General features: G+C 60.9%; 22 protein-coding genes and 1 pseudogene. 12 read left to right on the top strand and 11 right to left on the bottom strand.

Annotated features, from left to right (window positions below):
• The first annotated feature begins 43 nt into the window (after positions 1–43).
• Positions 44–946 carry a LysR substrate-binding domain-containing protein gene (locus IB235_RS18815; protein ID WP_192338013.1) on the top strand — a complete coding sequence of 301 codons (903 nt, stop codon included), beginning with the start codon at positions 44–46 and terminating at the stop codon, positions 944–946.
• Here IB235_RS18815 and IB235_RS18810 read toward each other — a convergent pair whose 3' ends face one another.
• Genes IB235_RS18810 through IB235_RS18775 form a run of 8 tightly spaced genes read right to left on the bottom strand, consistent with a single transcriptional unit; the run spans position 947 to position 10,248 of the window.
• Positions 947–2,185 (bottom strand): MFS transporter, encoded by a 1,239-nt coding sequence (locus IB235_RS18810; RefSeq protein ID WP_192338012.1) that lies wholly within the window; start codon positions 2,183–2,185, stop codon positions 947–949.
• A complete protein-coding gene (locus IB235_RS18805; protein ID WP_192338011.1) occupies positions 2,178–3,143 on the bottom strand; it encodes a D-2-hydroxyacid dehydrogenase family protein in 966 nt (321 codons plus the stop codon). The genes IB235_RS18810 and IB235_RS18805 overlap by 8 nt, the downstream gene beginning before the upstream one ends.
• A 53-nt stretch (positions 3,144–3,196) precedes the next feature.
• The gene (locus IB235_RS18800; protein WP_192338010.1) at positions 3,197–4,867 is read right to left on the bottom strand and encodes a peptide ABC transporter substrate-binding protein; all 1,671 of its coding nucleotides are present in this window, start codon (positions 4,865–4,867) and stop codon (positions 3,197–3,199) included.
• A 36-nt stretch (positions 4,868–4,903) separates the two neighbouring features.
• Complete coding sequence (locus IB235_RS18795; RefSeq protein ID WP_192338009.1) at positions 4,904–5,845, bottom strand: ABC transporter permease; 942 nt, start codon at positions 5,843–5,845, stop codon at positions 4,904–4,906.
• On the bottom strand, positions 5,842–6,792 hold the full coding sequence (locus IB235_RS18790) for an ABC transporter permease (protein ID WP_192338008.1): 951 nt from the start codon (positions 6,790–6,792) through the stop codon (positions 5,842–5,844). Before IB235_RS18790 ends, IB235_RS18795 begins: the two co-directional genes overlap by 4 nt.
• A gap of 4 nt (positions 6,793–6,796) precedes the next feature.
• Positions 6,797–7,747: an ABC transporter ATP-binding protein gene (locus IB235_RS18785; protein WP_192338007.1), complete on the bottom strand. Its 951-nt coding sequence runs from the start codon at positions 7,745–7,747 to the stop codon at positions 6,797–6,799.
• Entirely contained in the window at positions 7,744–8,790 is a 1,047-nt protein-coding gene (locus tag IB235_RS18780) for an ABC transporter ATP-binding protein (RefSeq protein ID WP_192338006.1), read from the bottom strand. Before IB235_RS18780 ends, IB235_RS18785 begins: the two co-directional genes overlap by 4 nt.
• A gap of 60 nt (positions 8,791–8,850) precedes the next feature.
• Entirely contained in the window at positions 8,851–10,248 is a 1,398-nt protein-coding gene (locus IB235_RS18775) for a CapA family protein (RefSeq protein ID WP_155041493.1), read from the bottom strand.
• 591 nt (positions 10,249–10,839) lie between these two features.
• Between IB235_RS18775 and IB235_RS18770 the strand changes: the two genes are divergently transcribed.
• The 6 genes from IB235_RS18770 (at position 10,840) to IB235_RS18745 (ending at position 16,557) form a co-directional block, all read left to right on the top strand.
• On the top strand, positions 10,840–11,349 hold the full coding sequence (locus IB235_RS18770) for a formate/nitrite transporter family protein (RefSeq protein WP_192338005.1): 510 nt from the start codon (positions 10,840–10,842) through the stop codon (positions 11,347–11,349).
• 135 nt (positions 11,350–11,484) lie between these two features.
• Positions 11,485–11,844 carry a hypothetical protein gene (locus IB235_RS18765; RefSeq protein ID WP_192338004.1) on the top strand — a complete coding sequence of 120 codons (360 nt, stop codon included), beginning with the start codon at positions 11,485–11,487 and terminating at the stop codon, positions 11,842–11,844.
• A gap of 84 nt (positions 11,845–11,928) precedes the next feature.
• Positions 11,929–12,660, top strand: a complete 732-nt coding sequence (locus IB235_RS18760; RefSeq protein WP_192338003.1) for an outer membrane beta-barrel protein — start codon at positions 11,929–11,931, stop codon at positions 12,658–12,660.
• Between the two features lie 40 nt (positions 12,661–12,700).
• Positions 12,701–13,588 carry a peptidyl-prolyl cis-trans isomerase gene (locus IB235_RS18755; RefSeq protein WP_192338002.1) on the top strand — a complete coding sequence of 296 codons (888 nt, stop codon included), beginning with the start codon at positions 12,701–12,703 and terminating at the stop codon, positions 13,586–13,588.
• Complete coding sequence (locus IB235_RS18750; protein ID WP_192338001.1) at positions 13,588–14,574, top strand: HupE/UreJ family protein; 987 nt, start codon at positions 13,588–13,590, stop codon at positions 14,572–14,574. Before IB235_RS18755 ends, IB235_RS18750 begins: the two co-directional genes overlap by 1 nt.
• 33 nt (positions 14,575–14,607) lie before the next feature.
• Positions 14,608–16,557, top strand: a complete 1,950-nt coding sequence (locus tag IB235_RS18745) for a DUF3604 domain-containing protein (protein ID WP_192338000.1) — start codon at positions 14,608–14,610, stop codon at positions 16,555–16,557.
• Between the two features lie 306 nt (positions 16,558–16,863).
• Here IB235_RS18745 and IB235_RS18740 read toward each other — a convergent pair whose 3' ends face one another.
• A complete protein-coding gene (locus IB235_RS18740; RefSeq protein WP_192337999.1) occupies positions 16,864–17,799 on the bottom strand; it encodes a LysR family transcriptional regulator in 936 nt (311 codons plus the stop codon).
• A 140-nt stretch (positions 17,800–17,939) separates the two neighbouring features.
• On the opposite strand from IB235_RS18740, the gene IB235_RS18735 reads away from it, so the two are divergent.
• Genes IB235_RS18735 through IB235_RS18715 form a run of 5 tightly spaced genes read left to right on the top strand, consistent with a single transcriptional unit; the run spans position 17,940 to position 22,584 of the window.
• Positions 17,940–18,890 carry an ABC transporter permease gene (locus IB235_RS18735; protein ID WP_192337998.1) on the top strand — a complete coding sequence of 317 codons (951 nt, stop codon included), beginning with the start codon at positions 17,940–17,942 and terminating at the stop codon, positions 18,888–18,890.
• Positions 18,887–19,681, top strand: coding sequence for an ABC transporter permease (locus IB235_RS18730; protein ID WP_192337997.1), 795 nt, complete (start codon positions 18,887–18,889; stop codon positions 19,679–19,681). Before IB235_RS18735 ends, IB235_RS18730 begins: the two co-directional genes overlap by 4 nt.
• A 30-nt stretch (positions 19,682–19,711) precedes the next feature.
• Positions 19,712–20,776 (top strand): extracellular solute-binding protein, encoded by a 1,065-nt coding sequence (locus tag IB235_RS18725; protein WP_192337996.1) that lies wholly within the window; start codon positions 19,712–19,714, stop codon positions 20,774–20,776.
• Positions 20,777–20,783: 7 nt separating this feature from the next.
• Positions 20,784–21,881 (top strand): ABC transporter ATP-binding protein, encoded by a 1,098-nt coding sequence (locus IB235_RS18720; protein ID WP_192337995.1) that lies wholly within the window; start codon positions 20,784–20,786, stop codon positions 21,879–21,881.
• 4 nt (positions 21,882–21,885) lie between these two features.
• The gene (locus tag IB235_RS18715; RefSeq protein ID WP_192337994.1) at positions 21,886–22,584 is read left to right on the top strand and encodes a hypothetical protein; all 699 of its coding nucleotides are present in this window, start codon (positions 21,886–21,888) and stop codon (positions 22,582–22,584) included.
• A gap of 963 nt (positions 22,585–23,547) precedes the next feature.
• Here IB235_RS18715 and IB235_RS25900 read toward each other — a convergent pair.
• Both IB235_RS25900 and IB235_RS18710 read right to left on the bottom strand, forming a co-directional pair.
• Positions 23,548–23,613, bottom strand: a pseudogene (locus IB235_RS25900) (DUF6680 family protein); the annotation flags it as partial.
• Between the two features lie 211 nt (positions 23,614–23,824).
• Complete coding sequence (locus IB235_RS18710) at positions 23,825–24,097, bottom strand: hypothetical protein (RefSeq protein ID WP_192337993.1); 273 nt, start codon at positions 24,095–24,097, stop codon at positions 23,825–23,827.
• Positions 24,098–25,081: the final 984 nt, after the last annotated feature.

Below are 25,081 nucleotides of genomic sequence, written 5' to 3'. Positions count from 1 at the left end.
TTATCAGCTATACTGTTTCGGCATGGAAATATGGGAAGAACACATGGATATCCGGCAGCTGTCCTATTTCGTCCGGGTCGTGGAACTTGGCAGCTTCAGCCGCGCCGCAGCCTACCTGCATATTGCCCAGCCCGCGCTCAGCCGCCAGATCGCCAGCCTCGAGACGGAACTCAAGGAACGGCTTCTGATCCGAAACGGCCGCGGCGTCACGCCGACGGAAGCGGGCGAAAGACTTCTGGGACACGCGCATTCCATTCTCGACCTGTTCAACCGCACCCATGAGGATATGGAGAACGCCCGTCTGGGTCGCACGGGCTCGGTGGCGATCGGGATGCCGAATTCGTTGTCGAATGCGATCAGCTCGGCCCTGATCCGTCGCCTCCGCGCCGAGCTACCCGATGCCAAGGTTCATATCCTCAACGGTCGCTCGACACAGGTGCAGGAATGGATCCTGTCGGGGAGGCTGGACATGGCCGTGATGTTCGACGCCCCGAATAGTCCGATGCTGGAAATTACCGACCTTGTCGAGGAACGGCTGCACCTTTTCGAGCCGATGCCCAAAGGCGAAACCGAGATTGATGGGCCGACCATTACCCTTTCCGATCTGGCGGAAATGCCCCTGATCATCACGAGCCGCCCCAACCGAATTCGCGAGATACTCGAGAACGAATTCGCCCGCTCCGGCTTCAAGCTGCAGGTTGCCAGCGAACTCGATTCGCTCGACGCGACCTTCGACATGGTCCATGACCAGATCGGGGTCACCGTTGCGTCGCTGCGCTCGCGTCGAATGATCGGGCCCGCCCGAAGCCTGCGCGTACGGCGCATCGTCGAGCCGGAACTTGCGTTGAAGGTGCAGCTTGTGCAGCGGTCCCGCCGACTGAATAACCGGCTGCATGAGGCCGCCTTCAGGATCCTGAAAGACCTTTCCCTGAAGCTGTTGAAGTGATCACAGGGTCCGGTCGGCCACTGACCTCGCATAAGGAAAGAGGACCACGGCAAAGGCCAGCATGGTGATCGACGCCGCAGCGACGCCGATTGCCAGGCCAAGACGATCGGCAAGATAGCCGATGATAAGCGCTCCAAGCGCAGGGCTTGCCCGGGCGATCAGGCCATGTGTGCTGAGCGCACGCCCCCGCAATTCGTCAGGGGTTTCAAGCTGAACGAATGTCTGGGTCGAGATCAGGCTGCGCGACACCGAAAATCCAAGAGCCGCCGCCGCCACACTTGCGACCAGAGGATGATGCGTCCACGCAAGCACCAAGGCCGATATTGCGCCGACGGCCCAGAACCCGATTACGCCCAGAAATAGCCGCCTCGCCCCTGTCCGCGCCATGGTCAGACCGGATATGACCGCCCCTGCCGCCGTTGCTGACGACAGAACCGCAAGTCCGGTTGCCGAAACGGCGAAAGTCTGGGCCGCGAGCGCGGGCGTCAGTTCCTGAATGGCGCGCACCATCATGCCACCGACCAGCATGAACAGCATGATCAGCCGGACAGTCGGCATACGCGCGACATAGGAAAACCCTTCTGCCATCTGTTGCCAGATTCCACCTTGCCCTGCGGACTCCGCACGTGGCGCAAGACGTATTCGTCCAAGCGCCACGACGAACAACGCCGTGACGACAAAATTCGCGATGAATATCCATTCAATGGGAAAGCGAAGGATCATCGCACCCGCGATTGCGGGTCCGATCAGCCGGGCCAGGTTCACGTTGACCGAAGCAAGTGCCACGGCTGTCGGCATGTCTTCGCGCGCGACAAGTTGGGGCACCATCGCAAGCCGCGCAGGCTGAACCATTGCGATCAATGTGCCTTGCAGCGCGATAAGAGTGAGCAGCCCGTAAAGACCGAGCATACCGGCCATCAGCAGGACCGCATTGATCAGCGCAAGAATTGCTGATGCGATTTGCGCGATACGGTTCTGCCACAGGCGATCCCATCGATCCGCAGCCACGCCGGCAAAGGGCCCGGTCAAGACAACTGGAAGCAGGTCGCAAGCGGCCAGCACGCCGACCCAGAAGGCAGACCCCGTCCATTCCCAGATCAGCCAAGCGCTGGCAATCCGCTGCATCCACGAGCCGATCAGCGAAAGCCCGTTGAAGGTGAAAAACAGGGCGAACTGGCCTTGGGTCAGCAACCGAAAGACAGTGGCAGCACGGCGTTCCGGCGGGTTGCCGTCACGCATTCCCCGACACCACTCGGATTGGTCTCCCGTCGAGGAAGGCACCGATATTCTCGATCGCATCGCGATAATAGCTGGCCAGCATCTCGTGGGTGAAGTAGCCCAGATGCGGGGTCAGGACGACGTTCGGAAGCTGCCGGATCTCATGATCCGCGGGCAGAGGCTCAATGGAAAAGACATCAAGTCCCGCCCCGGCGATCCGCCGCTCGCGCAGCGCGGTGATCAAGGCACCCTCATCCAGCAGTACTGCACGCGCGGTGTTGACCAGATAGGCGGACGGCTTCATCAGCGCCAGATCCCCTGCCCCGACAATTCCCGCGGTCGATGGGGCCAGCGCCAGATGCAGGCTGAGAACATCGGATTTTTCGAACAATTCGGTCTTGCTGACCAGTCCGACACCCGCCGCCACGGCCCGATCAGATGTCAGATTGGGACTCCAGGCAATCGTCTCCATACCAAAGGCTGCACCGATCCGTGCCACCCCGCTTCCCAATGCACCAAGGCCAAGAACACCCAGTGTCTTGCCCCGCAATGTCATGCCCGCAAAATGCTGCCAACCACCCTCTCGCATCAATCGATCCTCGACCGCGATATTGCGGGCAAGCGCAAGGATCAGACCCCAAGTCAGCTCAACCACCGCGCCCGATCCGGCACCCGTCACCGGGGTGTTTGACACTGTAATCTGCTGTTCGGCGGCTGCCGCAATATCGACCGTGTCGTAGCGCTTGCCGGTTACACATAGATAACGCAGCTTTGGCAGTGCCCTGATCAACTCCGCCGGAAATGGCGTCCGCTCGCGCAGGGTACAGATGATATCGAACTCTGCCAGCGCCTCCGCGGCTGCGGAAACGGTCGGCAGCGGTCGGTCGATCACGCTGATTTCGGCGCGATTGGCCAAGGGCCGCCAATCCGCGACCTGCTGCGACAGGCCGAGGTAATCGTCCAGTACGGCAATTTTCATTGATGCTTTCTCCGGATGGGCGGCGGGCCAAGCGGACCGCCGCCGGGACACCGTCAATGGCGGTGCCATTCCTCGGCAAAGTTCTGCAGCGGGTCATAGGTCGACTGTCGGAAGTCGGTCAAATCCGGTACCGAGACATAGGCCCTGGCATAGAAGTACAAGGGCAGCATCGGCAGATCTTGCGCGAAGGTCGATTGGATCTCGGTCCACGCCGCCTTGGTCTCATCCGCGCTCAGTGCCGTATCAAACTTGTCGAGTGCGGCATCCATCGCCGTGCTTTTATAGCCCGAGAAGTTGTTGCCCGTGAACTTGTTCTCGGAATTCGGAACCCGGTTGGACCCAAGCGCGATCCGCGGCGAGGTCGAGGGCGAGAAATCGATCGAGGACATGATCAGCCCAGTGAACTGGCGCTTGCGCGCGAGTTCGCCATTGTATTCCTGTAGCGGCACGAATTTCGTGGAAATCTCGACGCAGGCTTCCGAAAGCTGGCTCTGGATCACCTGCGCGATCTGCTCGCGCGTCTGATTGCCTGCTGTGGTCGCCAGCTCCAGCCTCAGCCGGTCGCCCTTGGCATCGACGCAGATGCCGTCCGCACCCGGCGTCCAGCCCGCCTCGGACAGCAGCGCCTTGGCCTTTTCCAGATCGTAGGAATAGGTCTCCATCCCGTTGTTGTAGTATGGGCTGGTGTTCGAAAGTAGGCCATTTGCCACCATCTGCTTGCCCTGGAAAAGGGCCTCGGTGATGGCGTTGCGGTCGATGGACAGCAGCAGCGCCTCACGAACCTTGACGTCCGAAAGGATCGGGTTGTCCAGATTCATCGCGATGCGTTCGAGGTTGGTGCCGTCCGCGATATGATAGCTAAACTTGTCCGGATTCTGCCCCTGGATATCCAACATCTGGCTGAAGCTGATGCCGCCGGGGCTGACCGGAACCGCATCAATCTCACCCGACAAAAGATTCTGCATCAGTGCAGAGGAGTTGTCGCGATAGCTGAGCACCACGCGGCTCAGGCCCGGTTTTGCCCCCGGCCAATGCGGGTTAGGTTCCCAGATCAGTCGCGTTCCGATCTGGTAATCGGTAAGCATGAATGAGCCGTTCCACAGGCCGGGCGTTGTCGGCTTGGTGTTGTAGAGCGATTGCTTGGTGTAGCTTTCAGCATCGGGATTGGCGGCATAGATCGGTTCCTCCAGATGGGCAGGAAGAATCTGATCCCATGACGCAAAGCTGGAAACCACCTCTGGCAGGAGCAGCACGAAGGTGCGGTCATCGACGACCTCGACCGAACTGGCGCGGCTCCATGGATTGTAGTTCGAGAAGCCGATCTTCTCGTCCGAACCCATCTTGTGGGTGAATACCACATCCTTGGTTGTCACCGGTGTGCCATCGCCCCAGCTCAGCCCCTGTTTCAGGGTGAACCTGACGCGCATGCCTTTCGTGCCGTCGGGATTGTCCACCACTTCGGCCAGGCCGTTTTGCAGCGACGGGATCTGGTCGCAAAGCACGCATTGATTGACCACATTCTCATCATAGGCGGTGATCGGCCGCAGGCCATAATTCACCACCAGCCGCTTGGTATTGTTGACCTGAATCAGCGGGTGGAAGTTGGTCAGGAACTGCAGTTGGCCAACCACAAGCGTGCTCTTGTCTGGCTGGGCCTGAACGCCACCCGAGGCAAGCACGGTCGCTGCCAGCAGGGCGCCGGCAAGGGCCTTTTTCATCTTCATTCGCTCTCTCCTCCCATGAGCGTCATTATTCTCCGGTCAGTGCGACCGGCCCTCGTTTTCGGCCTGCGGATCAAAGGCATAGCGCACGCCATCGCCGACAAAATTCACTGCCATGACCGTCGCGAAGATCAGCAGGCCCGGATAAACTGCAAGATGCGGTGCCGAGATGATCAGCTGCTGCGCATTGGTCAGCATGTTCCCCCAGGTCGGAGTCGGCGGGACGATGCCGAACCCAAGGAAACTGAGCGTCGACTCAAGCAGGATCACGCGCCCTACCGTCAGGGTTGCCGCGACAATCAGCGGGGTCGAAATGTTCGGCAGCACATGCACCAGAACATTGTATCGCCGCTTGGCCCCGGCCACGGTGGCGGCCCGGACGTAATCCCGATCGCGCACCTGGATCGCCCCCGCCCGCGCAATTCGGGCCATGGTCGTCCAATCGACCAGTGCAATGATGATGACGATGCGCAGGAAGATGAACAGGGGTGAACCGGCGGAAGCGGCGCTGAGACCCAGTTTGGTCAGATCGACGGCTCCCAAGACAATCAGCAGGGGGATCAGCGGCAGCGCGATCATGCAATCGGTGAGCCGCATCAGAACCGCATCGGTGCGTCCGCCCAGAAAACCCGCGGTCACCCCGACCGCGACCCCAAGGACAGTCATCAAAAAGGTGGCCAGCAGCCCGACCGCAATTGAAACCTGCCCCCCATACATCAGGCGGATCAGCACATCGCGGCCAAGATCGTCGGTGCCAAGCCAGTGCTGTGCGTTAGGCGCCTTGAACCGCGCAAGCAGGTTGGTCTTGTTGGGATCGATCCCCAGATACTGGCTCAGCGGCCAGGCCATCAGGCAGATCGCGGTCAACACTGCCAGAAAAACCAGCGAATACATCGCCAGCCGATGGCCGCGGAACTTCTCGAAGCGGAGCGACCAGATTGAACGGGGGGCGGGCAAAGCCGCGACGGTCACATCGGTCATAGCGTGATCCTCGGGTCAAGCAGGGCGTATGCAAGGTCGGCAAGCAGGTTGGCCAGCAGCGTCACGATCGTGGCAAGCAGCAAGCCGACAAGGGCGAGGTTGAAATCGATATTGCCGATGGCGTCGTAGATCATCTTTCCCATCCCGAGCATGCCAAAGATCGTCTCGACCACGAGCGCACCCGAGAACAGCGAACCGAAAGAGAGTGCAAGCACCGTGACCATCGGAATGAGCGCATTTCGAAGCGCGTGGCGGACCATCACGCTGCCTTCGCCCAGCCCCTTGGCGCGGGCGGTCCGGACAAAATCCGCCGAAAGCGTTTCGATCATCGAGGCCCGGACATATCGCACCAGCGGTCCGACATGAAACATGGCAAGAACTGCCACCGGCAGCACCATGTGGCGCATTTGTTCCAAGGCAGACGGCGCGGCCGATAGCGGCGTCCCCGACGCCGGCAGCCATCCCAGCTTGACCGAGAAAAGGATGATCAGCAGCAGCGAGACCCAGAAGTTCGGCAACGAGATCGAGGCAAAGGAAAACACACCCACGACCGAGTCGATCAGCCCGTTGGGTTTGCGGGCAGCAAGCGATCCCAGCAGCAACGCCAACGGGACCGAAACCAGCAGCGTCAGGCCCATCAGTTTGACGGTCTGCAGCATTGCCGGGACAAGGACATCGGTCACCGGGCGGAAATACAGGCTGGAGTAACCTAGGTCGCCACTCAGCGCGGCCATGAGCCAGTTCCAGTAGCGGGCAAAGACCGACTGATCCAACCCGTAAAGTTCGCGCATCTGCGCCATCAGTTCCGGTGTCAGCGACGGGTTGCCTTCAAGCATGTTTTCAAGCGGATCGCCCGGCATCAGCCCGATCAGCATGAACAGCAGAAAGGACATCACAAAGGTCACCAAGATGGCCTGCGACAAGCGGGACAAGGTATAGCGTAACATCCGGTCATTCCTTGTGATGGCAGGCAGCGAGTTGCGCGGGCCGGCTGACCAGCGGCAGCAACAGCGGTCGTTCGGTCGAGCAAATCGCCGTAGCGCGCGGACAGCGGGTGTGGAACACGCAGCCCGAGGGTGGATTCAGGGGTGTCGGGATCTCACCCTTGAGCACCTGTCCCCGCTTGCGACGCCCGCGTCCGATGCGCGGAACGGCCTCCATCAAGGCGCGCGTGTAGGGATGTGCTGGATTGGCGAAAATCTCGTCTGCCGGGGCAAGCTCCATCAGACGCCCCAGATAAAGCACCGCGACACGATCGGCGAGGTGACGCACGACGCCGAAGTCGTGGCTGATAAAGAAATAGCTGATCCCGTGCCGTTCCTTGATATCGCTCATCAAGTTGAGGATCTTGGACTGGATCGAGACGTCCAGCGCCGAAAGCGGCTCATCTGCCACGATCAGTTCCGGATCTCCGATCAGAGCGCGTGCGATGGCAAGACGCTGACGCTGCCCGCCCGAGAATTGATGCGGATAGCGCTGCGCCGCTTCGGCCGGCATTCCAACCTGCTCAAGCACTTCAAGCACACGCCCGCGCCGTGTTCCCCGGTCCTGTCCCGTAAGACGGAGTGGTTCGCCGATGATGTCCTCGACGGTCATGCGAGGATCGAGCGCTGAAAACGGGTCCTGAAAGATGATCTGCACCGGCTTGCGCCCGTTCTGGTGAGGACGCGAGGGCGTGATCTTCAGGCTGCCACCTGTCTGCTGGCGCAACCCGGCGACGACATAGCCCAGCGTGCTCTTGCCGCTGCCGCTTTCCCCGACAATGGCCAGCGTTTCTCCGCGCTGCATGGTCAACGAGACCTCATCGACCGCACGAAGCTTGATACCGGAGGACAGCAACCCCTTGCCGCGCATCGGGATGTGAACCGATAGCCGGTCGATTTCCAGTAGCGGATTGCTCATTGGGATACCTTCAGGCAAGCGACATGATGGCCGGGCTCCACCTCGATCATGGGTGGAATAGCGGCTCGGCAGATATCCGAGGCAAGCGAACAACGGCCCGCAAACGGACAGCCCGGACTCCGAGACGAACGGAGTCCACCCGGGATGACAGGAAGCTTGGCGACCTTGCGGTCGGGGTCAGGCAGTGTCGCGATCAGGCCGCGGGTATAGGGGTGCAGCGGGCGCTCGAACAGCTTTTCGGCAGGCGCATATTCCACGCCGCGCCCCGCATACATGACAAGAATATGGTGCGCGAGCTCCGACACGACCGCCAGGTTGTGCGTGATGAACTGAACCGCCATGCCCGTGTCTTCCTGCAACTCCAGGATCAGATCCAGGATTTGCGCCTGAATGGTCACATCCAGAGCTGTCGTCGGTTCGTCTGCCACCAACAGCCGCGGTTTGCAGGCCAGCGCCATGGCGATCATCGCCCTTTGCCTCATGCCTCCCGAGAGCTGATGAGGATAGTCGTCTGCCCGACGCCGGGCCGACGGAATGCCGACGGCTTCAAGCAGACCTACGGACCGGTCTGCCGCGTCACGACGCGATAGACCCTCATGGCGGATCAATACCTCGGCGATCTGACGGCCGACAGTCATCACCGGGTTCATTGCGGTCATCGGCTCTTGAAAGATCATGGCCACGTCGCGACCCCTCATGCGACGCCATTCGCGATCTTTCTGATCTGCAAGATTGCGACCGCCGAACATGATCTGACCACTCACGTTTCCTGCGGTCGGCACAAGGCCCATCAACGCCAGTGAGGTCATGGTCTTGCCGCAGCCGCTTTCACCGACCACGCCAAGGGTTTCGCCAGCTTCAATCCGGTAGTTGAGCCCCGAGACGACGTTGCTGCGGCTGCCTCCCTCTCCCGGGAAGGACACTGTAAGTTCGCGCACTTCAAGCAGCGCTTGGTTCCCGGGCCGCTGAACCTTAGCAGCTCCACCCGACCCAAAAGCCGACGATGCTGGGACCGCGGTATCGATGGAAAGGTTCAAACCCATTCCCTCCTCCCTCATTGGCCCCGGTTCCTCCACCGGAGCCCAGCCATTTCGACGCAGGCCTTAGCCGACGAGCTCTATCTTACCGGTGCCCTTGCGCACGAGATCGATAACCCCGACACCGTCGCGGATCTCGACCGGTGTACCAAAGGGTTCCGACAGGCGCTTGAACCGCTCAAGGATACGAACAGCATCATCGCCCTCGGCCAGCATCGGACGCCCTTCTGTAAAGGGATGATCAGCCTCGCCGGTCTGCCGCCGGATCGGTGCGTCCGCCGTCGAGTCCCGTCCCATCTCGACCGGATGAAGATATATGCGCTGCAACTCACCGTCCTTCATGTCGAGCTTGATGACGCAGCTGCCCCACCATGTCGGCACCGGACTGTCCAGACCGGGATGCAAGGGATGTGCCGCCGGCGTCAGCGTCGGAAGCCGATCAACATCATGGCCCCAGGCATCATAGCTGTCATAGGGTACGCGCTGAATGAACTCGGACTGGGCGAAGAAATTGCCGATCCCATAGATGATGGGTTTGCCCTTGTAGATCTCGATGCCCATCGTCTTGTGCCAGCCATGACCGACATAGATATCGGCACCACCATCGATCACGGCGCGGGCGAATTCCTTGACAAAGCTCGGTGGTGTGTCAAGGCGCGGACCATCTGCGACGCTGAAGTGATGGGCGACGATGACAAGATCAGCCATGGACCTCGCCTCATCAACCGAGCGCAGGTTGCGCGCCAGATCACGCTTGTTGCAGGAGGAGATGATTTCGTTTTTTTCTCCGACGAAGAAGGATTCCGGATCGCCCCATTGTTGCGCGCCCGGGATCAGGAAGCCGAAGGAGCCCTCGCGCCCATGCTTCGGTGCGCGGGTGATATTGAGCGAGCTGGCAAAGGCCTTGAGGTTGTCTGCGGTCTGTTGATCGACCTGAAATTCGACCTGAAGCCGCTGAGGGTTCACCCCCGGCCTGCCTTTCAGCGCCCCCTTGGCCAGCCCGGCCCACATGAAGTGCTGGTTGCCCGACGAGGTCGAGACAAGGGCGACCCGACCGCGCTTCTTCTCGACATAGCCCGGCTCGGAAGCCAGTTCGAGATCCGCGCCCGTCCCGGCAGTGACGATCCCTGCCTCTTTCATATGCCGCTTCGTCGCCAACAGCCCTTCGGCCCCGAAGTCAAAGCTGTGGTTATGCGCAGTCGACATGATGTCGAAGCCCGCCCACTTGAGATCCTTTGCAATCGTCGGGTCCGCCATCATGAAGCTGCCGATGCCCTGCCCTCGCGCGGGCCATTGCAATTCGTCGTAATCGGCGAAGTTCATTTCCAGATGGCCGTAGGTTACGTCTGCATCCCGCAGCAACTCCCAGACGCCCGTAAACTCGGGTTCGTCATGCATGGCGAAGGGACGACAAACCATGCACTCCCCAGCCAGCGCGACACGCCACTCACCCTTCTTGGTCATTCCTCTCATTCCCTTCTGTCGGAATACGATGCGGATCGCACACGAAGACCGGCTCAATCGGTCAGTCTCGAACTTCGTGTCGAACCTCTCCGTCTGGCGGCGCCTCAGCCGCCTTCATAAGGAAAGCTACCGGGTCGATCGGCCTATCACTAGATTGTCTGGCTATCTTTCAGATATCGCAAATCAGCATATCTTTGTGGATAGCCGCCACCCTAATTCACTTAGATCACCGGATTGTAAGTAAGCTCAGCTCCGCAATTGTGAGGGCGCTTGCGGGGCATCGCCATGAGCCTGTCGCTGGTCGCGCGCGGCATTTTTCAGGCTAATCCGCCCAGATTGAGCTGGGCTTCCTGATCGAGGCCATGGGCTACACATTCGGCTTCATCTTCTCGATCACGGCGGGCCAACAGCCTTTTACTGAAAACACCGTAACCCCGATCCTCCCGGTGCTGCGCCAGCCGAGCATTGGCAATATTGCCCGCCTCCTGCGGCTATGGGTTACGGTTCTGGCGGCAATATCATCGGTGGCGCGATTGCGGCGGCGGTCTTTGTCTGGATGCTGCTCTTTAGCCCCCGAGACTGACGAATCTGATGGAAAAGACGCCCATCCAAATGCTCGCAGCGGGTGGCATCGTCTCTGGCTGGCTGATCGCGACCATGGTCTGGACGATCCACGAACTGGAAACGTCCAAGCTCTCGCTGGTTTTCCTTGCGACCTATCTCGGGGGGATCGGGGACTTCCCGCATGTCGTCGTCGGCAGCATCAAGGTTGCTTACCTGTTGTTCATGGCTGAGGCCCGCGCCCCCGAAGCGCTGTTCACATTCCTGATCCCGGTGACTTTGGGCAATATTGTTGGCGGAACCGCAATCTTTGCGCTGGTCAGCCGTCTTGAGGTCCGAGCGGATGAGAACGAGGCGGCGCTTGGTCTGATCGGCAACGGGACGGTGCAGCTTCGTGTGAGAAAGGTTACCCGTACGACCGATATTGGCCCGGACCCGGTGGGCGAACTAGCAGCCGAAAACCGTCATGCGCCGCAGCGCGGTCAGAAGCCCGTAAGACCGCAGATCCAGACTGTTTGCCAAGGGCAAAGCGCTGTATGATGGCTTTGACAGAACTGCCGACCTGAACGGCACCGACGGTCTTGCCGTCCGGCTGGGTCGGTTGCCAGCAAGTTACGGTTCCCCCGCGCCAATATCTGGTGATGGCATGGCGACTTGGCAGCATAGGACCGATCAATGGACAGGGTTCTGACCCTTGCCGCCATCGGCGAAGCGATGACCGGCTTGTTGCTGCTGCTCATCCCCGGCCTCGTCTGCGCCTATCTGCTCGGCAGCGACGTGACCGGATCGGGCGTGGTCCTTGCCCGCATCACGGGAATGGCGCTGATAGGGCTGGCCCTGGCCTGTCTTCCCGGCCCGGCATTGCTTGGAATGTTGGTCTATGGCGCATTCATCACGATCTATCTGGCGTGGCTTGGGGCGACGCAGACGGCAACAGGTCCGCTGCTGTGGCCCGCCGTGGCCTTGCATGCTGTCCTGACCGCGGGGCTTGCGATAAATTTCAGACAAAGGCGGCGGACCGATGCAGGGACATAGGCCCGATCAGTCAGGCTGCTGGTGCGCCCGCAATGCCAATACCTTGAGATGGGCCAGCGTCTGGGTAGCCGATGGAGGATGAGGATGACCAAATTTGCAATTCTGCTGCTTGGCCTGATCAGCGCGAATGGCGCTGCGGCGCAGGACGCAGACTGGACCTACAAGGCGACGATCTATGGCTGGTTTCCGGGCATGTCCTCCTCGGTGGACACAAGGTTCGGAACGGTCGAGGCGGATTCAAGCTCCAGTGACGCCCTGTCGGATCTGGACATGGCGTTCATGGGCAGCTTTTCGGCGCAGTACGGCCGCTGGGCTTTTATCGGTGATCTTCTTTATTCCGACCTGTCATCGTCGCAGGACACGCCCTTTGCGCTTTACGGTGACGGCACGGTCGACGTAAAGACGACGGCGATCAGCGGCTATGTACTTTACCGCGTTGTGGAAAATCCGCAGATGCTGCTTGATCTGGGCGCGGGCTTTCGCCACTTCGACGTTGATGTCGATGTTGCGCTGAGTCCGGGCCGCCGCCCCGCCGCCTCGCAAAGCTTCAATGGCAGCTGGACCGATCCGCTGATCGCCGCGCGCCTGTCCGTGCCCATCAACGACAACTGGTTCCTGTCCGGTTTCGCCGATTGGGGCGGCTCGGGTGGCGATGACGAGACATGGCAGATCTATGCTGGCGTCGGCTATGCCTTTGACGAGAAGTGGTCGACCCAGTTCGGCTACCGGCACATGGAAATCAGCAGGGAACTCGACGGTCCCGACATGTCGATCGGGATGGGCGGCCCGGTTCTGGCGCTGACCTATAATTTCTGACCGCAGTCCGACGCTCCACGCCGCTTCCAGCGAGGATGAAATGGCCAAGCGACCCAAGCTTCCCGCCCGTCTCCTGCGTGAGCCGCTTTTGCATTTCGCGATCCTTGGCGGGTTGATCTTTGCGTTTTTGAGCGAGGCGAAGACGACCAAACCCGCCGCCGAGGATCATCGGATCGTCATAACCGGAAACGAGGTTGAAAGGATGGCGACCGCCTGGGCGCAGCGATGGCAGCGCCCGCCGACCGCCGCCGAACTAGACGGGCTGATCCGCGAGGCGGTCAGGGAACAGGTGCTGTATCAGGAGGCATTGGCTTTGGGGCTGGACCGCGACGACGTGGTGATCCGTCGCCATCTGCGCCAGAAATACGAATTCCTGACGCAGGATCTGGCCTATGACGCGAACCCGGATCAGGCGGTGCTGCGCGCCTATTACGACGCGCGGACCGACCGCTACACCCAGCCGGCCCGGCTGAGCTTCAGCCAGATCCGTTTCGACCTTGAGCGACCGGGTCTGCCTGCGGAAATGGCGGCGGCCAAGTCGCTTGCCGCGCTGCAAGGGGCAACGGGGCCGCAAGCAGCCGATACGCTTGGCGATGCCACATCTCTGCCCACCAGTTTCGACAGAATCGACGATGCCGAGGTCACCGCCATGTTCGGCCCGGACTTCACCGCGTCCGTGTTGCAGACCCCGCCCGGACGCTGGGCCGGTCCGATCGCTTCGGGATACGGCCTGCATCTGGTCTGGGTTTCAGACAAGGCTCCGCGCGCCGTCCTGCCGTTCGAGAAGGTCAGACAGCGCGTCGAGGAAGACTGGCGCTATGACCAGCGCCGCGCGGCCAATGAGGCGGTCTATCGCCAGCTGCTGGCCCGTTACGAGGTGGTGCTGCCGCCCCCTGCCCCCGTTCAAGCAGGCGGGGGCGGCTCGTGATGCGCTGGCTGCTTGTCGCAATATTTGTGCTGCTTGGCCTGCTCCAGCCGCTGGCGGCGCATGAATCCCGCCCGGCCTATCTGGATATTCGCGAATTCGGTCCGGGACAGTATGACGTGTTGTGGAAGCGTCCGATGCGCGGCGACTATGTGATCGGCTTTGCCATTGATTGGCCCGAGGGCTGCAGCGCCTCCACCAAGCACGAGTATCAGGTTCCCGGTGCCTCGGTCCAGCGGATGCTCTTGGACTGCGGCAAGTCCGGGCTGATCGGGCGACAGATCGCGATCGCCCGCCTGCCCAAAACCAGCGCCGAGGTCATCGCCCGTATAGAATTAGCCGATGGCACCACCCAGACAGATCTGCTGCGCCCGTCCTCGGCGGTGATGATGGTCAGGGGACCACGCAGCGCGCTGTCGGTGGGGGCGGAATATGCCGTGCTGGGCTTTGACCATATCCTGTCGGGAACCGACCACTTGCTGTTCGTGCTGGCCCTGACCCTGATCGTTGGTGCGAACTGGCAGCTGGTCAAGACGATCACCGCCTTCACGCTGGCCCATAGCATCACGCTGGCCCTGTCAAGCTTGGGCGTTGTGCGGGTCTCGCAGGTCCCGGTCGAGGCGGTGATTGCGCTGAGCATCGTGTTTCTCGCCCGCGAATTGCTGCTGATGCGGCAGGGGCGACCGGGGTCGACCGCACGCGCGCCTTGGATTGTGGCCTTTGTCTTTGGCCTGCTGCACGGGCTGGGATTTGCCGGTGCGCTGCGCGAGATCGGCCTGCCGCAAGGCGATGTTCCAGCAGCACTGCTGGCCTTCAATCTGGGCGTCGAGGCGGGACAACTGGCCTTTGTCGCGGTGATCCTCGGGCTGTTCTGGCTGCTGCGACGGTCCGTATTTCCTGCGCCACCGAAATGGCTCGGGCAGGTTCCGGCCTATGCCATCGGCGCTGTCGCCGCGTTCTGGACCTTGGAGCGACTGATGACAGCCTGACCCCATCCGACAATCCCATGCAAGGAGGCGAAGATGAAACCGGACAGACTAAGGACAATCGTCCTTGCCGCGATCGCTGCCAGCCCTTCCGCGACGCCTGCCTTGGCACAGCAGGATATCGCCGATCCGCATGGCCATGACCCGGCAGCGCTCACCACCCTGAACAAGGCACCGCCATACTCCCCCAATGCCGGGCGCAACTTTCCAGACCGCCCGCTCTTTGGCGAAACCCATCTGCATACGACCCTTTCCTTCGATGCAGGCACATTCGGGGCACGCCTTGGCCCCCGTGACGCCTATCGCTTCGCCAAGGGCCAGGAGATCGTGTCGAATACCGGCCAGCCCGTCCGCATCTCGCGGCCACTGGATTTCACCGCCGTCACCGACCATTCCGACAATATGGGCTTTTTCAACGAGTTCGCCGCAGGCAATCCCGACATCCTAGCCAATGCGCAGGCAAAGGGCTGGTATGATCTGATGCAGTCCGGCAAGGGGGCCGAGGCGGCCATCCAGATCATCACCGCATTCTCGAATGGCAGCTTTCCCATCGAAATCATGTCGCAGCCCGGCACGAAACTGTATCAGGACACCTGGAAGGACATCATCGCCGCCGCCGAGGAAGCCAACGATCCCGGCAAGTTCACCGCGCTGATCGCCTATGAATGGACCTCACAGGTAGGCACGGGCGACAATCTGCATCGCAACGTGATTTACCGCGATGGCGGCGATCTTGCGGTGCAGATGGACCCTATGGTCACGCTGCCGCCGCATGGCAGTCAGGACCCGGTCGACCTGTGGAAATGGATGGGCGCCTATGAGCAGAAGACCGGCGGGCATGTCCTTGCGATCGCGCATAACGGCAACCTGTCCAACGGGTTGATGTTTCCCACCATCGAGCAGTTCGGAAAGCCCGTCGACGCCGATTATGTCGCCGAGCGCGCCAGATGGGAGAAGCTCTATGAGGTGACCCAGACCAAGGGTACGGGCGAGACGCACCCCAATCTGTCGCCGAACGACGAGTTCGCGGATTTCGAGATCTGGGACAAGGGCAACCTGACCATGACGGTGGCCAAGAAGCCCGAGATGCTTCAGCACGAATACGCCCGCACGGCACTGCTGAATGGGATGAAGCTTGAGGCCCAGTTCGGCACCAACCCCTACAAGTTCGGTCTGGTGGGATCGACCGACAGCCACCTTGGGTTCTCGTCCTTCGAAGAGGATAATTTCTTTGGCAAGACCGTCTCGATGGAGCCAAGCCCCGAGCGCATTGCCAAACCATTCGTCAAGACCGACATCGGCACGGTCAGTGAATGGGAGGTAGGAGCGGCGGGATTGGCCGGGGTCTGGGCGGTCGAAAACACGCGCGCTTCCATCTTCGACGCAATGGAGCGCAAGGAAACCTATGCCACCACCGGCACGCGGATCACGGTGCGGTTCTTTGGCGGCTGGGACTTTGGTCCCGGGGATGCCGAAACCCGCCGCCCGGCTCAGGTAGGCTACAGCAAGGGCGTGCCGATGGGCGGCGATCTGGTAAACGTACCCGCTGGCAAGTCCCCCAGCTTCCTTGTCGCGGCGCTGAAGGACCCGATCGGCGCCAATCTGGATCGGGTCCAGATCATCAAGGGCTGGATCGATGCCGAGGGAAATACACAGGAAAGCGTCCATGACGTGGCTTGGGGCGACGCCACAACGCGCAAGCCCGATGCCGCGGGCAAGCTTCCCTCGGTCGGCACCACCGTCGATATCGCGGATGCCAGCTATACCAATACGATCGGAGATCCCGAGTTGATCGCCGTCTGGACAGATCCCGATTTCGATCCGGCGCTGAAGGCCTTTTACTACGCCCGCGTCATCGAAATCCCGACGCCGCGCTGGACAGCCCGTGATGCGAAATTTTACGGCCTGACACCCGGTCAGGACGTGCGCATGACCATCACCGAAAGGGCATTCACCTCGCCGATCTGGTATATCCCGTCCCGATGAGGCCTGTGAAAGAAACCTTCACTTATGGAGGGAATGAGGCGAACTGGGCTGCCCACAGAGCCGGGCGTTCCAACTGCTGTTCCGGCTTTAGGGGGCGGGCCGAGGCCCTGCCCAGCATCAGTTCGGCGCTGCCCGATATCGTGCTACATCCCTTTACCCTGTAGGTGCTCGGCAAGACCGCATGTCTTTTCACCTGCCAGCCGATGAGGGCTCAGCCCGTATTCTGATCGCGGTAGGTCGCTGCGGCGCAGGGTAGCGGGGCAGAGGATGTGCAAAACCTCCGTGCGGTGGGCCGGGCTCGGGTCCTCAGCGGGTGCCAGCCGCGCGCGCATCCTCAAGAGCCCGCTGCACGCGAGCGGTCAAGCCGTCCGCGACGATGCGCGTGACGCGAGAGAACGGCGCGCTGGCATTGATCGCCACGCTGACGCTTTGCGGTTCTGCTGCCTTGTCGCGGACGGGCAGGAAAATCAATTCGCCCGCCTCCAGTTCGGGTGCCGCGTCAAGCTCCGAGGTAAAGGCGATATACCGCCCGCTGCGGGCCAACTGCTTGACGAGTTGCAGCGAGTTGGTCTCGATCAGCTTGCGGCTGCCCTCAAGCGCCCAGTTGTAATGCGCATCGAGGAAGCGGCGGATTACCAGTGCCCGGCTTTGCAGCACGATCGGATAGGCGACGGCTTCCTGCAGACTGGTGGTGCCGCGGCGGGCAAGGTCGTGGCCGGGGGCGACGACGCAGCCGAAAGGCAGCTCGGCGCTCCACAGGATATGCAGGTCGCGGCGGGGGGGCAGGTTGAAGACGGCTGCCAGATCGGCCTGGCCGACGGCAAGCGACTGAATCACGTCGTCGGGACTCGCGACGGTGACATCTAGCGAGATGCGCGGATGGCTGACCGCCAGATCAGCGATGAAGCTGGGCAGGAAACCGTTCACATGGCTGTCCATCACCGCCAGCCGCACATGGCCCTGATTGACGCCCTGCAACTGCTGGATTTCCGTGACAACCCGGCGTTCATCGGCCTTCCAGCGCCGCACAAGCGCGATCAGCGCATCGCCTGCGGGGGTCAGGCGCATACCGCGCGGGACGCGTTCGAAGAGCGCGGTGCCGATGTTTTCCTCCAGAAGCGCGATCTGGCGGATGACGGCAGAGGCGGCGACGTTCAGCTCCTTCGACGCGCGCTGGACGGAACCGGAGCGGGCGACCTGATCGGCATAACGCAAGGCGGCAGGCAGAAGCGATCCGCGCATCGGGAAAATCCGTTCTAATTTCTAGAATGGAACTTTGCTTAAACTGAGATGGACGGCAACGGTTTCTTGCGGGAATGTCGGGTCAGATAACCACGCCGCGACGGGCCAAAGCCGGATGCGGATCACCTCGGACACACCCAATGACCGGACTGATCGCAACGCCTTCGGCCACCGCCGAAGCGCCGGGCACCCTTGCGCCCCTTGCGGCGAAAAGCGCCGCCCCGCCGTTCCAGAGCGGCCAGCATGTCGGCTGGCTGATGGTCGCGCCGACGATCCTGTTCCTTATGGTCTGGTTCGCCTGGCCGGTCCTGTCGATGGTCTGGCTTAGCGTCTCGGCCAAGGTGGTCGAGGGGGTGACGGTGCCGGGGCTGACTGCCGACAACTACCTGCGGCTGTTCCAGACCGACCTTTATCTGCGCATCCTCGCGCGCACGGCGCGGGTGGCGGCGCTGACCTGCCTCGTCGCTGCGGTGCTCGCCTATCCGCTGGCCATCGCCATCGCCCGCGGCAAGCCCGGTCTGGCGCGGATCGTGACGCTGACCATCCTCGCGCCGCTGCTGGTGAATGTGGTCGTGCGCTCCTATGGCTGGCAAACGATCCTGAACAAGAGCGGGGCCTTGGCCTGGGCTTTGAAACAGGTTGGCATCACCGGGACACCTTCGCTTCTTTACACCGAATGGGCGGTGCTGATCGCCTGTGTCCATGTCTACCTGCCGTTCATGGTGATGCCGCTGGCATCGGCCATCAGGCGGATCGAGCGGTCGGTCGAAGAAGCCGCCCGCGTCGCCGGGGCGTCGCGGTTCCGGGTGTTCGTCCGGGTCATCCTGCCGCTTAGTCTTCCGGGCCTCGCAGTCGGCAGTTCGCTGGTCTTCTCGCTGGCCGCCGCCGCCTACGTCACCCCGCAGATCCTTGGCGGAAACTTCTCGCCGCTTTTGGGCACGCTGATCGAGCAGCAGATCCTTACGCTGAACGACTGGCCTTTCGGTGCCGCCATCTCGACCCTGCTGATCGTTCTGGTGCTGGGGTCGAACATTGTCTTCCTGCGGCTGGTCAACCGCCGCTTCGCCAAATGGACCGGAGGGTCGAAATGAACGACGATATCAGCCCCGCCCTGAAAATCTGCGTCTGGGTCTTGCTGGCGCTGGTCGTCGCCCCGCTGGTGGTGCCGGTGCTGATGTCGGTCTCGGACACGCCGTTCATCACCTTTCCGCCGCAGGGCTTCACGACCGAGTGGTATGGCAAGGTACTGACTGATGCCGAGGCGCAGGGAACCTTCCTGTTCTCGCTGAAGCTCGCCGGCGTTGTCACCCTGATCTCGCTGATCCTCGGGGTTCCCTGCGCCGCCGGTCTGGTGCGTTACGACCTGCCGGGGCAAGGGTTGATCCTCGGCCTGATCCTGTCGCCGCTGATCGTGCCGCTGATCGTGATCGGGGTTGCGCTCTTGCAGACCTTCGCGTTGCTTGGCTCTCGCGCCACCTTCGCGCAACTGGTCATCGGTCACACCGTCGTCTGCCTGCCTTACGTGATCCGCACTGTCTCGGGCAGCTTCGTGTTGGTGAACCGCTCGCTGGAAGATGCGGCCTCGGTCATGGGTGCCTCGCCCCTTACCGTGGCGCGCCGGGTGGTCTGGCCTCAGGTGCGACCCGGCATCTGCGCTGGTGGCATTTTCGCTTTCATCGTCTCGTTCGACGATTACCCGATCTCGATGTGGCTGGCCGATGGCCGCAACTTCCCGGTGCCGCTGTTTCTGCATTCGATGATCGAACGTTCCTTCGATCCCTCCATCGCCGCCATGGCCGCGCTGATGATCTTCTTTGCCCTCCTCCTCGTGCTGGTGATCGAGAAGGCCTTCGGCATCAGCCTCGCCCGCCTGATTTCCTGATCCTCAACCCGTCATCCGAAAGGTTCCGACATGACCCTTCTGTCCCGTCGCCGCTTCGCCGCCCTCTCGCTTTTCACCCTTGCTGCCCCGATGATCCTGTCCAAAGGCGCCTGGGCGCAGGGCAAGGAAATCCAGATCGGGATCTGGGGCGGCTCGCAGGGCGAGTTCGTGCGCAAGAACATCATCCCGCAGTTCGAGGCCGATTTCGGCTGTACCGTCATCGCCGAGGAAGGCTTCACCCTCGCCAATGTCGGCAAGATGCAGGCCACCAAGGCGAACCCGAAATTCTCGGTCATGTTCATCGACGACGTGGCGATCCCGACCTGCCGTGCCGAAGGACTTATCGAGGAATTGCCGGTGGCCGACATGCCCGCTGCTGCGCATCTGATGCCGCGTTTCGCCTATGACGGCTGGGGCACCGGTGTCGCGATCTCGGTCGCGGGGCTCTTTCACAACACCAGCATCGAAGCGCCGAAGACCTATGCCGAGCTTTGGGGCGACGCCTATCGCGGCAAGCTGAAGCTGGTCAGCCCGAAAAACACGCCGTCGGTCTTCTTCCTGATTGTCGCGGCTGCGGTGAAATCGGGCAAGCCCTTCGCGGAAGCGCAATACCTGATCGATGACAGCTTCGATCAGGTCGAGGCGCTGAAGCCCAATATCATGAACCTCTTCGACAATGGTCCGCAGGCCGCGAACGAGGTCGCGCAGGGGCAGGCCGACATCGGTCTGATGGAGCTGTCGAAATACGTCTATCCCTATGCCGCCAAGGGTGCGCCGATCACCATGGCCTTCCCAGCCGAGGGCAGCTTCGGCGGCAACAACTGTCAGGTGCTGGTCAAAGGCGGCCCGAACCGCGATCTTGCCGTGGCCTTCATGAACCGGATGCTTGAGGCGCAGGTCCAAAAGAGCTTCTCGGAATTCGCGCTGACTGCGCCGCCGGTATCGGGGATCGCGTTCGAGGAGGCGACGTTGAAATACATCGCCTATCCGGAAACCCAAATGGACAGCCGCGGTTTGTTCAACCCGGATTGGAATTTCATCAACACCCGCCGCTCGGCCTGGACCGAGCGGATGAACGGCATCTTCGCGGTCTGAGAGCAGCATGGCACCGATCACCAATCAGTCCCGCGGCGCGGAAGTGCGCCTGACCGGACTGGGACGCAGCTACGGCGACAACCGCGTCGTCCAAAACGTCGATCTGACGATCAAGGGGGGCGAGATCCTCGCCCTTCTCGGACCCTCGGGCTGCGGCAAGACCACGACCCTGCGGATGATCGCCGGCCTGATCGAACCGACCGAGGGCGACGTCATCATCGATGGTCGGTCGGTGATTGATCTGCCGGTCCATAAGCGCAACCTCGGCATGCTGTTCCAGGACTACGCGCTGTTCCCGCATCTATCCGTGCGCGAAAACGTGGCCTTCGGGCTGGAGATGCGCGGTGTGCCCAAGGCTGAAATCGCAGCCCGTGCTGACGAGGCCCTGCGCAAGGTCCGTCTGGCGGGTTTTGAAGCCCGCATGCCGGCGCAACTGTCCGGCGGCCAGCGCCAGCGCGTCGCGATGGCCCGCGCCATCGTCTATCAGCCGCGCGTGCTGCTGCTCGACGAACCCTTCGGCGCGCTCGACCGCAAGCTGCGCGAAGAGATGCAGGTCGAACTGCGTACGCTCTGCGCCGAACTGGGCCTGACCACGATCATCGTCACCCATGATCAGGAGGAAGCCCTGATCCTCGCCGATCGCGTGGCGGTGATGGAGGGCGGGCGCCTCCGGCAGGTCGCCCCAGCACAAGACATCTATGACCGCCCCGCCACCCAGTTCGTGGCCGATTTCATGGGGGTGACCAACCTTCTTCCGGTCACTGTGACGGGCAGTTCCACCGAGGGGCTGGCACTGGAAGCGGCGGGAGTGATCTGCCTCAGCACGGTCGCCCCCGATCTGCCGAAGGGTACCAAGGCGACCATCGCCATCCGCCCCGAAAGCATCGCGATGCAGATGGGCGAGAGCATGCCCCAGCCGAACCACGTCACCGGGACCGTCGCGCGCACCGCGTTCCGCGGGCAGGCGCTGTCGGTCTGGCTGCAACATCAGGGCGGCGAGATCGTCGCGGCGATCCCGACCGGCCAGCTGGTCGAGATGCCCCAGATCGGCGCGCGGTGGACCGCGAGCTGGCCGGCTGCACGCACGCTGGTGGTGCAGGGCTGAGCCGATGACGACCGACCTTGCCCCTCCCCGCCGAGCCATCGGCCTGATCCTGCCGTCTTCCAACCGCGTGGTCGAGCGCGTCGCCCATCGCATGATCGCAGGGCGCGACGATATCGATCTGTGCTTCGCCCGCGTGCCCTATGCCGGTCACCCCGCCGATGGCTACGATCTGCCGGTCTTCCGCGCTGCCGCGCGCATGCTGGCCGAAGCGCGGGTCGAAGGGATCTGCTGGAACGCCACCCGCGGCGCGCTTCTGGGCTTTGACCCCGACCGCAGGCTTTGTGCCGAATTGCAGGACCTGACCGGCGTGCCGGTGACGACGACGGCGCTGGCGACACTCGACACGCTGAAGCGCCACGGCGTGACACGCATCGCATTGCTTGCGCAAGGCGACTGCGCCGAAACCAACCGGATCGCAGCGAACTTCGCCCGCGAAGGCATTGAAGTCGCGGTTTCGCATTCCCTCGCGATCCGCGAGAACTTTGATGCGGCGCGCGTGTCCTCGGACCGGCTGCTATTAGATTTGCGACAGATGGATGGATCTGCTGACGTGCAGGCGCGACTGATCTGGAGCACCAATATTGAGGGCTACTCCCTCAGCACGACGGCAGGTAGCGTGGCCCTCGTCTTCGATTCTGCCTCAATCGGGATACAAACACTGTTTGATATTCTGGAGAACAAATCTGTATTCATTCAATCTTAGCTGCTTATGAGATTGGGGTCGGCAGGCGGCCCAAAGCACCGGCAAGGCACCGCTGGTTGCGGCTTTTGATGACTGGCTCCAGCCCATTCCAGCCTTTCGGCTCGCCACTATGCCGTGCTGCAGCATTCACCGAAGCGGCCGGACAATCATCGCGCAGCGAGAGACTCTCGGCCGCAGTAGAAATGCGGACAAAGCCGCGTTCGCAGTTGCAAAAGCATAGCCTTACATACCGAAACTACTCGAAGGCCGAACTGCCCGAAGCTACGATCTGTTTCGAGCTGACGCCCCAGCCTCCCCCTCCAACGGGAAAGTATTCAGCATGCAGGGTCTGACATAGAGCTTTTTCTGTTCGAGCGCTCACATAAGGAGGGATTGTGAAATACTGCTCGCAATAGGAGAAACTCAAGTGAACCTATCTGCTCCCATCAATGAGTTGAAGCGGAAAGCTAAACTTCTGCGCCGAGAAGAAGGCATGCCATTGAATCAGGCGCTTGCTCTCATAGCCAAGCAGGAAGGATATGCAAGTTGGGGCTTGTTGATCCGAGACTATGAAGCCCAAACGCCCGGCGAGGATCAAGTCCGGCTATCTCATCAAGTCCCTTCCGTTTGATGCGGCATATCGAAGGGAAGCTATCGCCTTAGCAAATTCTACCTTTGAGAGTGTAATTCGCAGTATGGAATCTGATAATCCCGAAGAGACGCGGGCTCTTTGGGACGCTGCATAGTACGTCAATCACCACCATCTGAGTGTAGACATGCTGCCGATCGACAGCGAGTATGCGCTGTCATTGATTGAAGCGTTTTTGGTCCACTACGTGATCGAACTTGCCGGTCGAACTCATAGCAAGGCAAAGGAGCGCGAGTAACTGAAAACTTGGTGGGGGCATCAGCTCCCCACCAACGTCCAACCTGATGGGCCGCGGTGCCACGCGAAAGGCGCGACATAAATGCCGGAACCGCATTCAGTGCTTCAACGTGTTGTGGAGACAGCGAAGATGCTCTTGTTGCCATCAAGGTACGAAAGATGGCACGGCGACGCTCTTACTTCTCGCGTCCAGCCTCAAGCCATTTTTGGGCCTGCACCGCAAGCACTGGGCCGACGAGGGTGACAAACACTATGGCGAGGTCTGTGACCTTGATCGTAAAGTCCAGCGGCGTAGTCCCTCACGGCGTTTCCCAGACTTCAGAGCAAGTTAGGCGAGCCCTGCCTATGTTCAAACAGGATTGATGACGGCCGAGTTCAACCGTCCTTCAAACACTTGCTGAGCATTGAATTGAATGCCACGGTGCTCCCTGTGGCCTTCAGCAAAATCGGCTGATCTGACATCGCATCCTTGATAGCGATCTGCTTCTTGGCACCGGAAAAAGCTTTTGCAACTAAGCGAGCATTTTCGAGGTCGAATACCGCCTCTATCGCATTGAGGTTTTGGTCCACCGAACCCACCGAGAGAACTGGATCATCGGTAAATTCTAGAACGCTCCCATCGACGGCAATCTTGAACTCGCCCTGCATGGGCTGTTTTCCAGTATACTCGTACCCGGGTACCACTTTGATATGCATACTTAACCCGCTACACATGACGAGGACACCAGAACGGACTGACATGGCATACTCCACAGTGACCTGGCTATTTCCACTGAACGGATCGTCCTCAACTTCTGCTGTCCATGTCTTGAAACCAGCGATGGCTGGAGCACTTAACACAGTCAGGGTTAGGACAACGGCAGGAAAGTATCTCGCAATCATAGAAATACCTTCGCTCAAAGTTGGATCGAAGATTGTATGTCGCTCGGCTCGTTAACTGAGCAAGCATTATTGCGTGGCGGAGATGATACGGCGATCTCTGGAAAGGCGGACTCCCCGTCCGAGCAACGTCCCTTGACACCATTAGAATTTTTGAGACTGCCCGCCCGTTTTCCCTCAGTTTATCCCTCAGCGATCAAGACTTGCCATTCTGGCGACCAAAGCGTCGACATTGCGGACAAAACGGAAACTCAAGCGGTACAACTTTCTTCCCGCACCGAGCAGTGCAATAATTCGGCAGCCCTTGCCAAATAAACAAGACATGATGTTCATCATGCATTGGGCCAGGATGTCGGTAGGCTATAAAATACCCTAGCGTGACGACGCTCGGGTATTTATGGTTCGAGTGCTGCAGATGAAAGATTCTCTATCGGAAAATTCATGCCCACCTTTGCGCGTTTCATTTGAGGGACTTAGATTTGCCTGTGATTGCAAAAATCTCGTCTGGCCATCCATCGTGCAAGAGCACCAAAGATCGTAACTTTTTTACGCCAGTACTGCTCCTGTTTACTCTGTTTTTGTCAGCTTGCGGTGGCCCCAGAGCGACACATATATCTCCTCGGGAGGGCGCTGTTGTACAAATCAGTTGATGACCGCAGTTCCCCTTTCCCCGGACACACTTATCCCAATGCCACGGTGACCGGGATGCCGAGGGCCGTGAAGCGGTTGAGGACCGCCACCCGGATCTGGACC

The organism is Paracoccus sp. PAR01 (assembly GCF_014851995.1).
Classification (GTDB): Bacteria; Pseudomonadota; Alphaproteobacteria; order Rhodobacterales; family Rhodobacteraceae; genus Paracoccus; species Paracoccus litorisediminis.
Note: the sequence above shows the minus strand (reverse complement) of the source record. Positions and strands in the feature narration are given on the sequence as shown.

What these genes read in the sequence shown, in the direction of transcription:
- IB235_RS18815 (WP_192338013.1), top strand. Translation starts at nt 44, where the DNA reads ATGGATATCCGGCAGCTGTCCTATTTCGTCCGGGTCGTGGAACTTGGC.
- IB235_RS18810 (WP_192338012.1), bottom strand. Translation starts at nt 2,185, where the DNA reads ATGCGTGACGGCAACCCGCCGGAACGCCGTGCTGCCACTGTCTTTCGG.
- IB235_RS18805 (WP_192338011.1), bottom strand. Translation starts at nt 3,143, where the DNA reads ATGAAAATTGCCGTACTGGACGATTACCTCGGCCTGTCGCAGCAGGTC.
- IB235_RS18800 (WP_192338010.1), bottom strand. Translation starts at nt 4,867, where the DNA reads ATGAAGATGAAAAAGGCCCTTGCCGGCGCCCTGCTGGCAGCGACCGTG.
- IB235_RS18795 (WP_192338009.1), bottom strand. Translation starts at nt 5,845, where the DNA reads ATGACCGATGTGACCGTCGCGGCTTTGCCCGCCCCCCGTTCAATCTGG.
- IB235_RS18790 (WP_192338008.1), bottom strand. Translation starts at nt 6,792, where the DNA reads ATGTTACGCTATACCTTGTCCCGCTTGTCGCAGGCCATCTTGGTGACC.
- IB235_RS18785 (WP_192338007.1), bottom strand. Translation starts at nt 7,747, where the DNA reads ATGAGCAATCCGCTACTGGAAATCGACCGGCTATCGGTTCACATCCCG.
- IB235_RS18780 (WP_192338006.1), bottom strand. Translation starts at nt 8,790, where the DNA reads ATGGGTTTGAACCTTTCCATCGATACCGCGGTCCCAGCATCGTCGGCT.
- IB235_RS18775 (WP_155041493.1), bottom strand. Translation starts at nt 10,248, where the DNA reads ATGACCAAGAAGGGTGAGTGGCGTGTCGCGCTGGCTGGGGAGTGCATG.
- IB235_RS18770 (WP_192338005.1), top strand. Translation starts at nt 10,840, where the DNA reads ATGGAAAAGACGCCCATCCAAATGCTCGCAGCGGGTGGCATCGTCTCT.
- IB235_RS18765 (WP_192338004.1), top strand. Translation starts at nt 11,485, where the DNA reads ATGGACAGGGTTCTGACCCTTGCCGCCATCGGCGAAGCGATGACCGGC.
- IB235_RS18760 (WP_192338003.1), top strand. Translation starts at nt 11,929, where the DNA reads ATGACCAAATTTGCAATTCTGCTGCTTGGCCTGATCAGCGCGAATGGC.
- IB235_RS18755 (WP_192338002.1), top strand. Translation starts at nt 12,701, where the DNA reads ATGGCCAAGCGACCCAAGCTTCCCGCCCGTCTCCTGCGTGAGCCGCTT.
- IB235_RS18750 (WP_192338001.1), top strand. Translation starts at nt 13,588, where the DNA reads ATGCGCTGGCTGCTTGTCGCAATATTTGTGCTGCTTGGCCTGCTCCAG.
- IB235_RS18745 (WP_192338000.1), top strand. Translation starts at nt 14,608, where the DNA reads ATGAAACCGGACAGACTAAGGACAATCGTCCTTGCCGCGATCGCTGCC.
- IB235_RS18740 (WP_192337999.1), bottom strand. Translation starts at nt 17,799, where the DNA reads ATGCGCGGATCGCTTCTGCCTGCCGCCTTGCGTTATGCCGATCAGGTC.
- IB235_RS18735 (WP_192337998.1), top strand. Translation starts at nt 17,940, where the DNA reads ATGACCGGACTGATCGCAACGCCTTCGGCCACCGCCGAAGCGCCGGGC.
- IB235_RS18730 (WP_192337997.1), top strand. Translation starts at nt 18,887, where the DNA reads ATGAACGACGATATCAGCCCCGCCCTGAAAATCTGCGTCTGGGTCTTG.
- IB235_RS18725 (WP_192337996.1), top strand. Translation starts at nt 19,712, where the DNA reads ATGACCCTTCTGTCCCGTCGCCGCTTCGCCGCCCTCTCGCTTTTCACC.
- IB235_RS18720 (WP_192337995.1), top strand. Translation starts at nt 20,784, where the DNA reads ATGGCACCGATCACCAATCAGTCCCGCGGCGCGGAAGTGCGCCTGACC.
- IB235_RS18715 (WP_192337994.1), top strand. Translation starts at nt 21,886, where the DNA reads ATGACGACCGACCTTGCCCCTCCCCGCCGAGCCATCGGCCTGATCCTG.
- IB235_RS18710 (WP_192337993.1), bottom strand. Translation starts at nt 24,097, where the DNA reads ATGCAGGGCGAGTTCAAGATTGCCGTCGATGGGAGCGTTCTAGAATTT.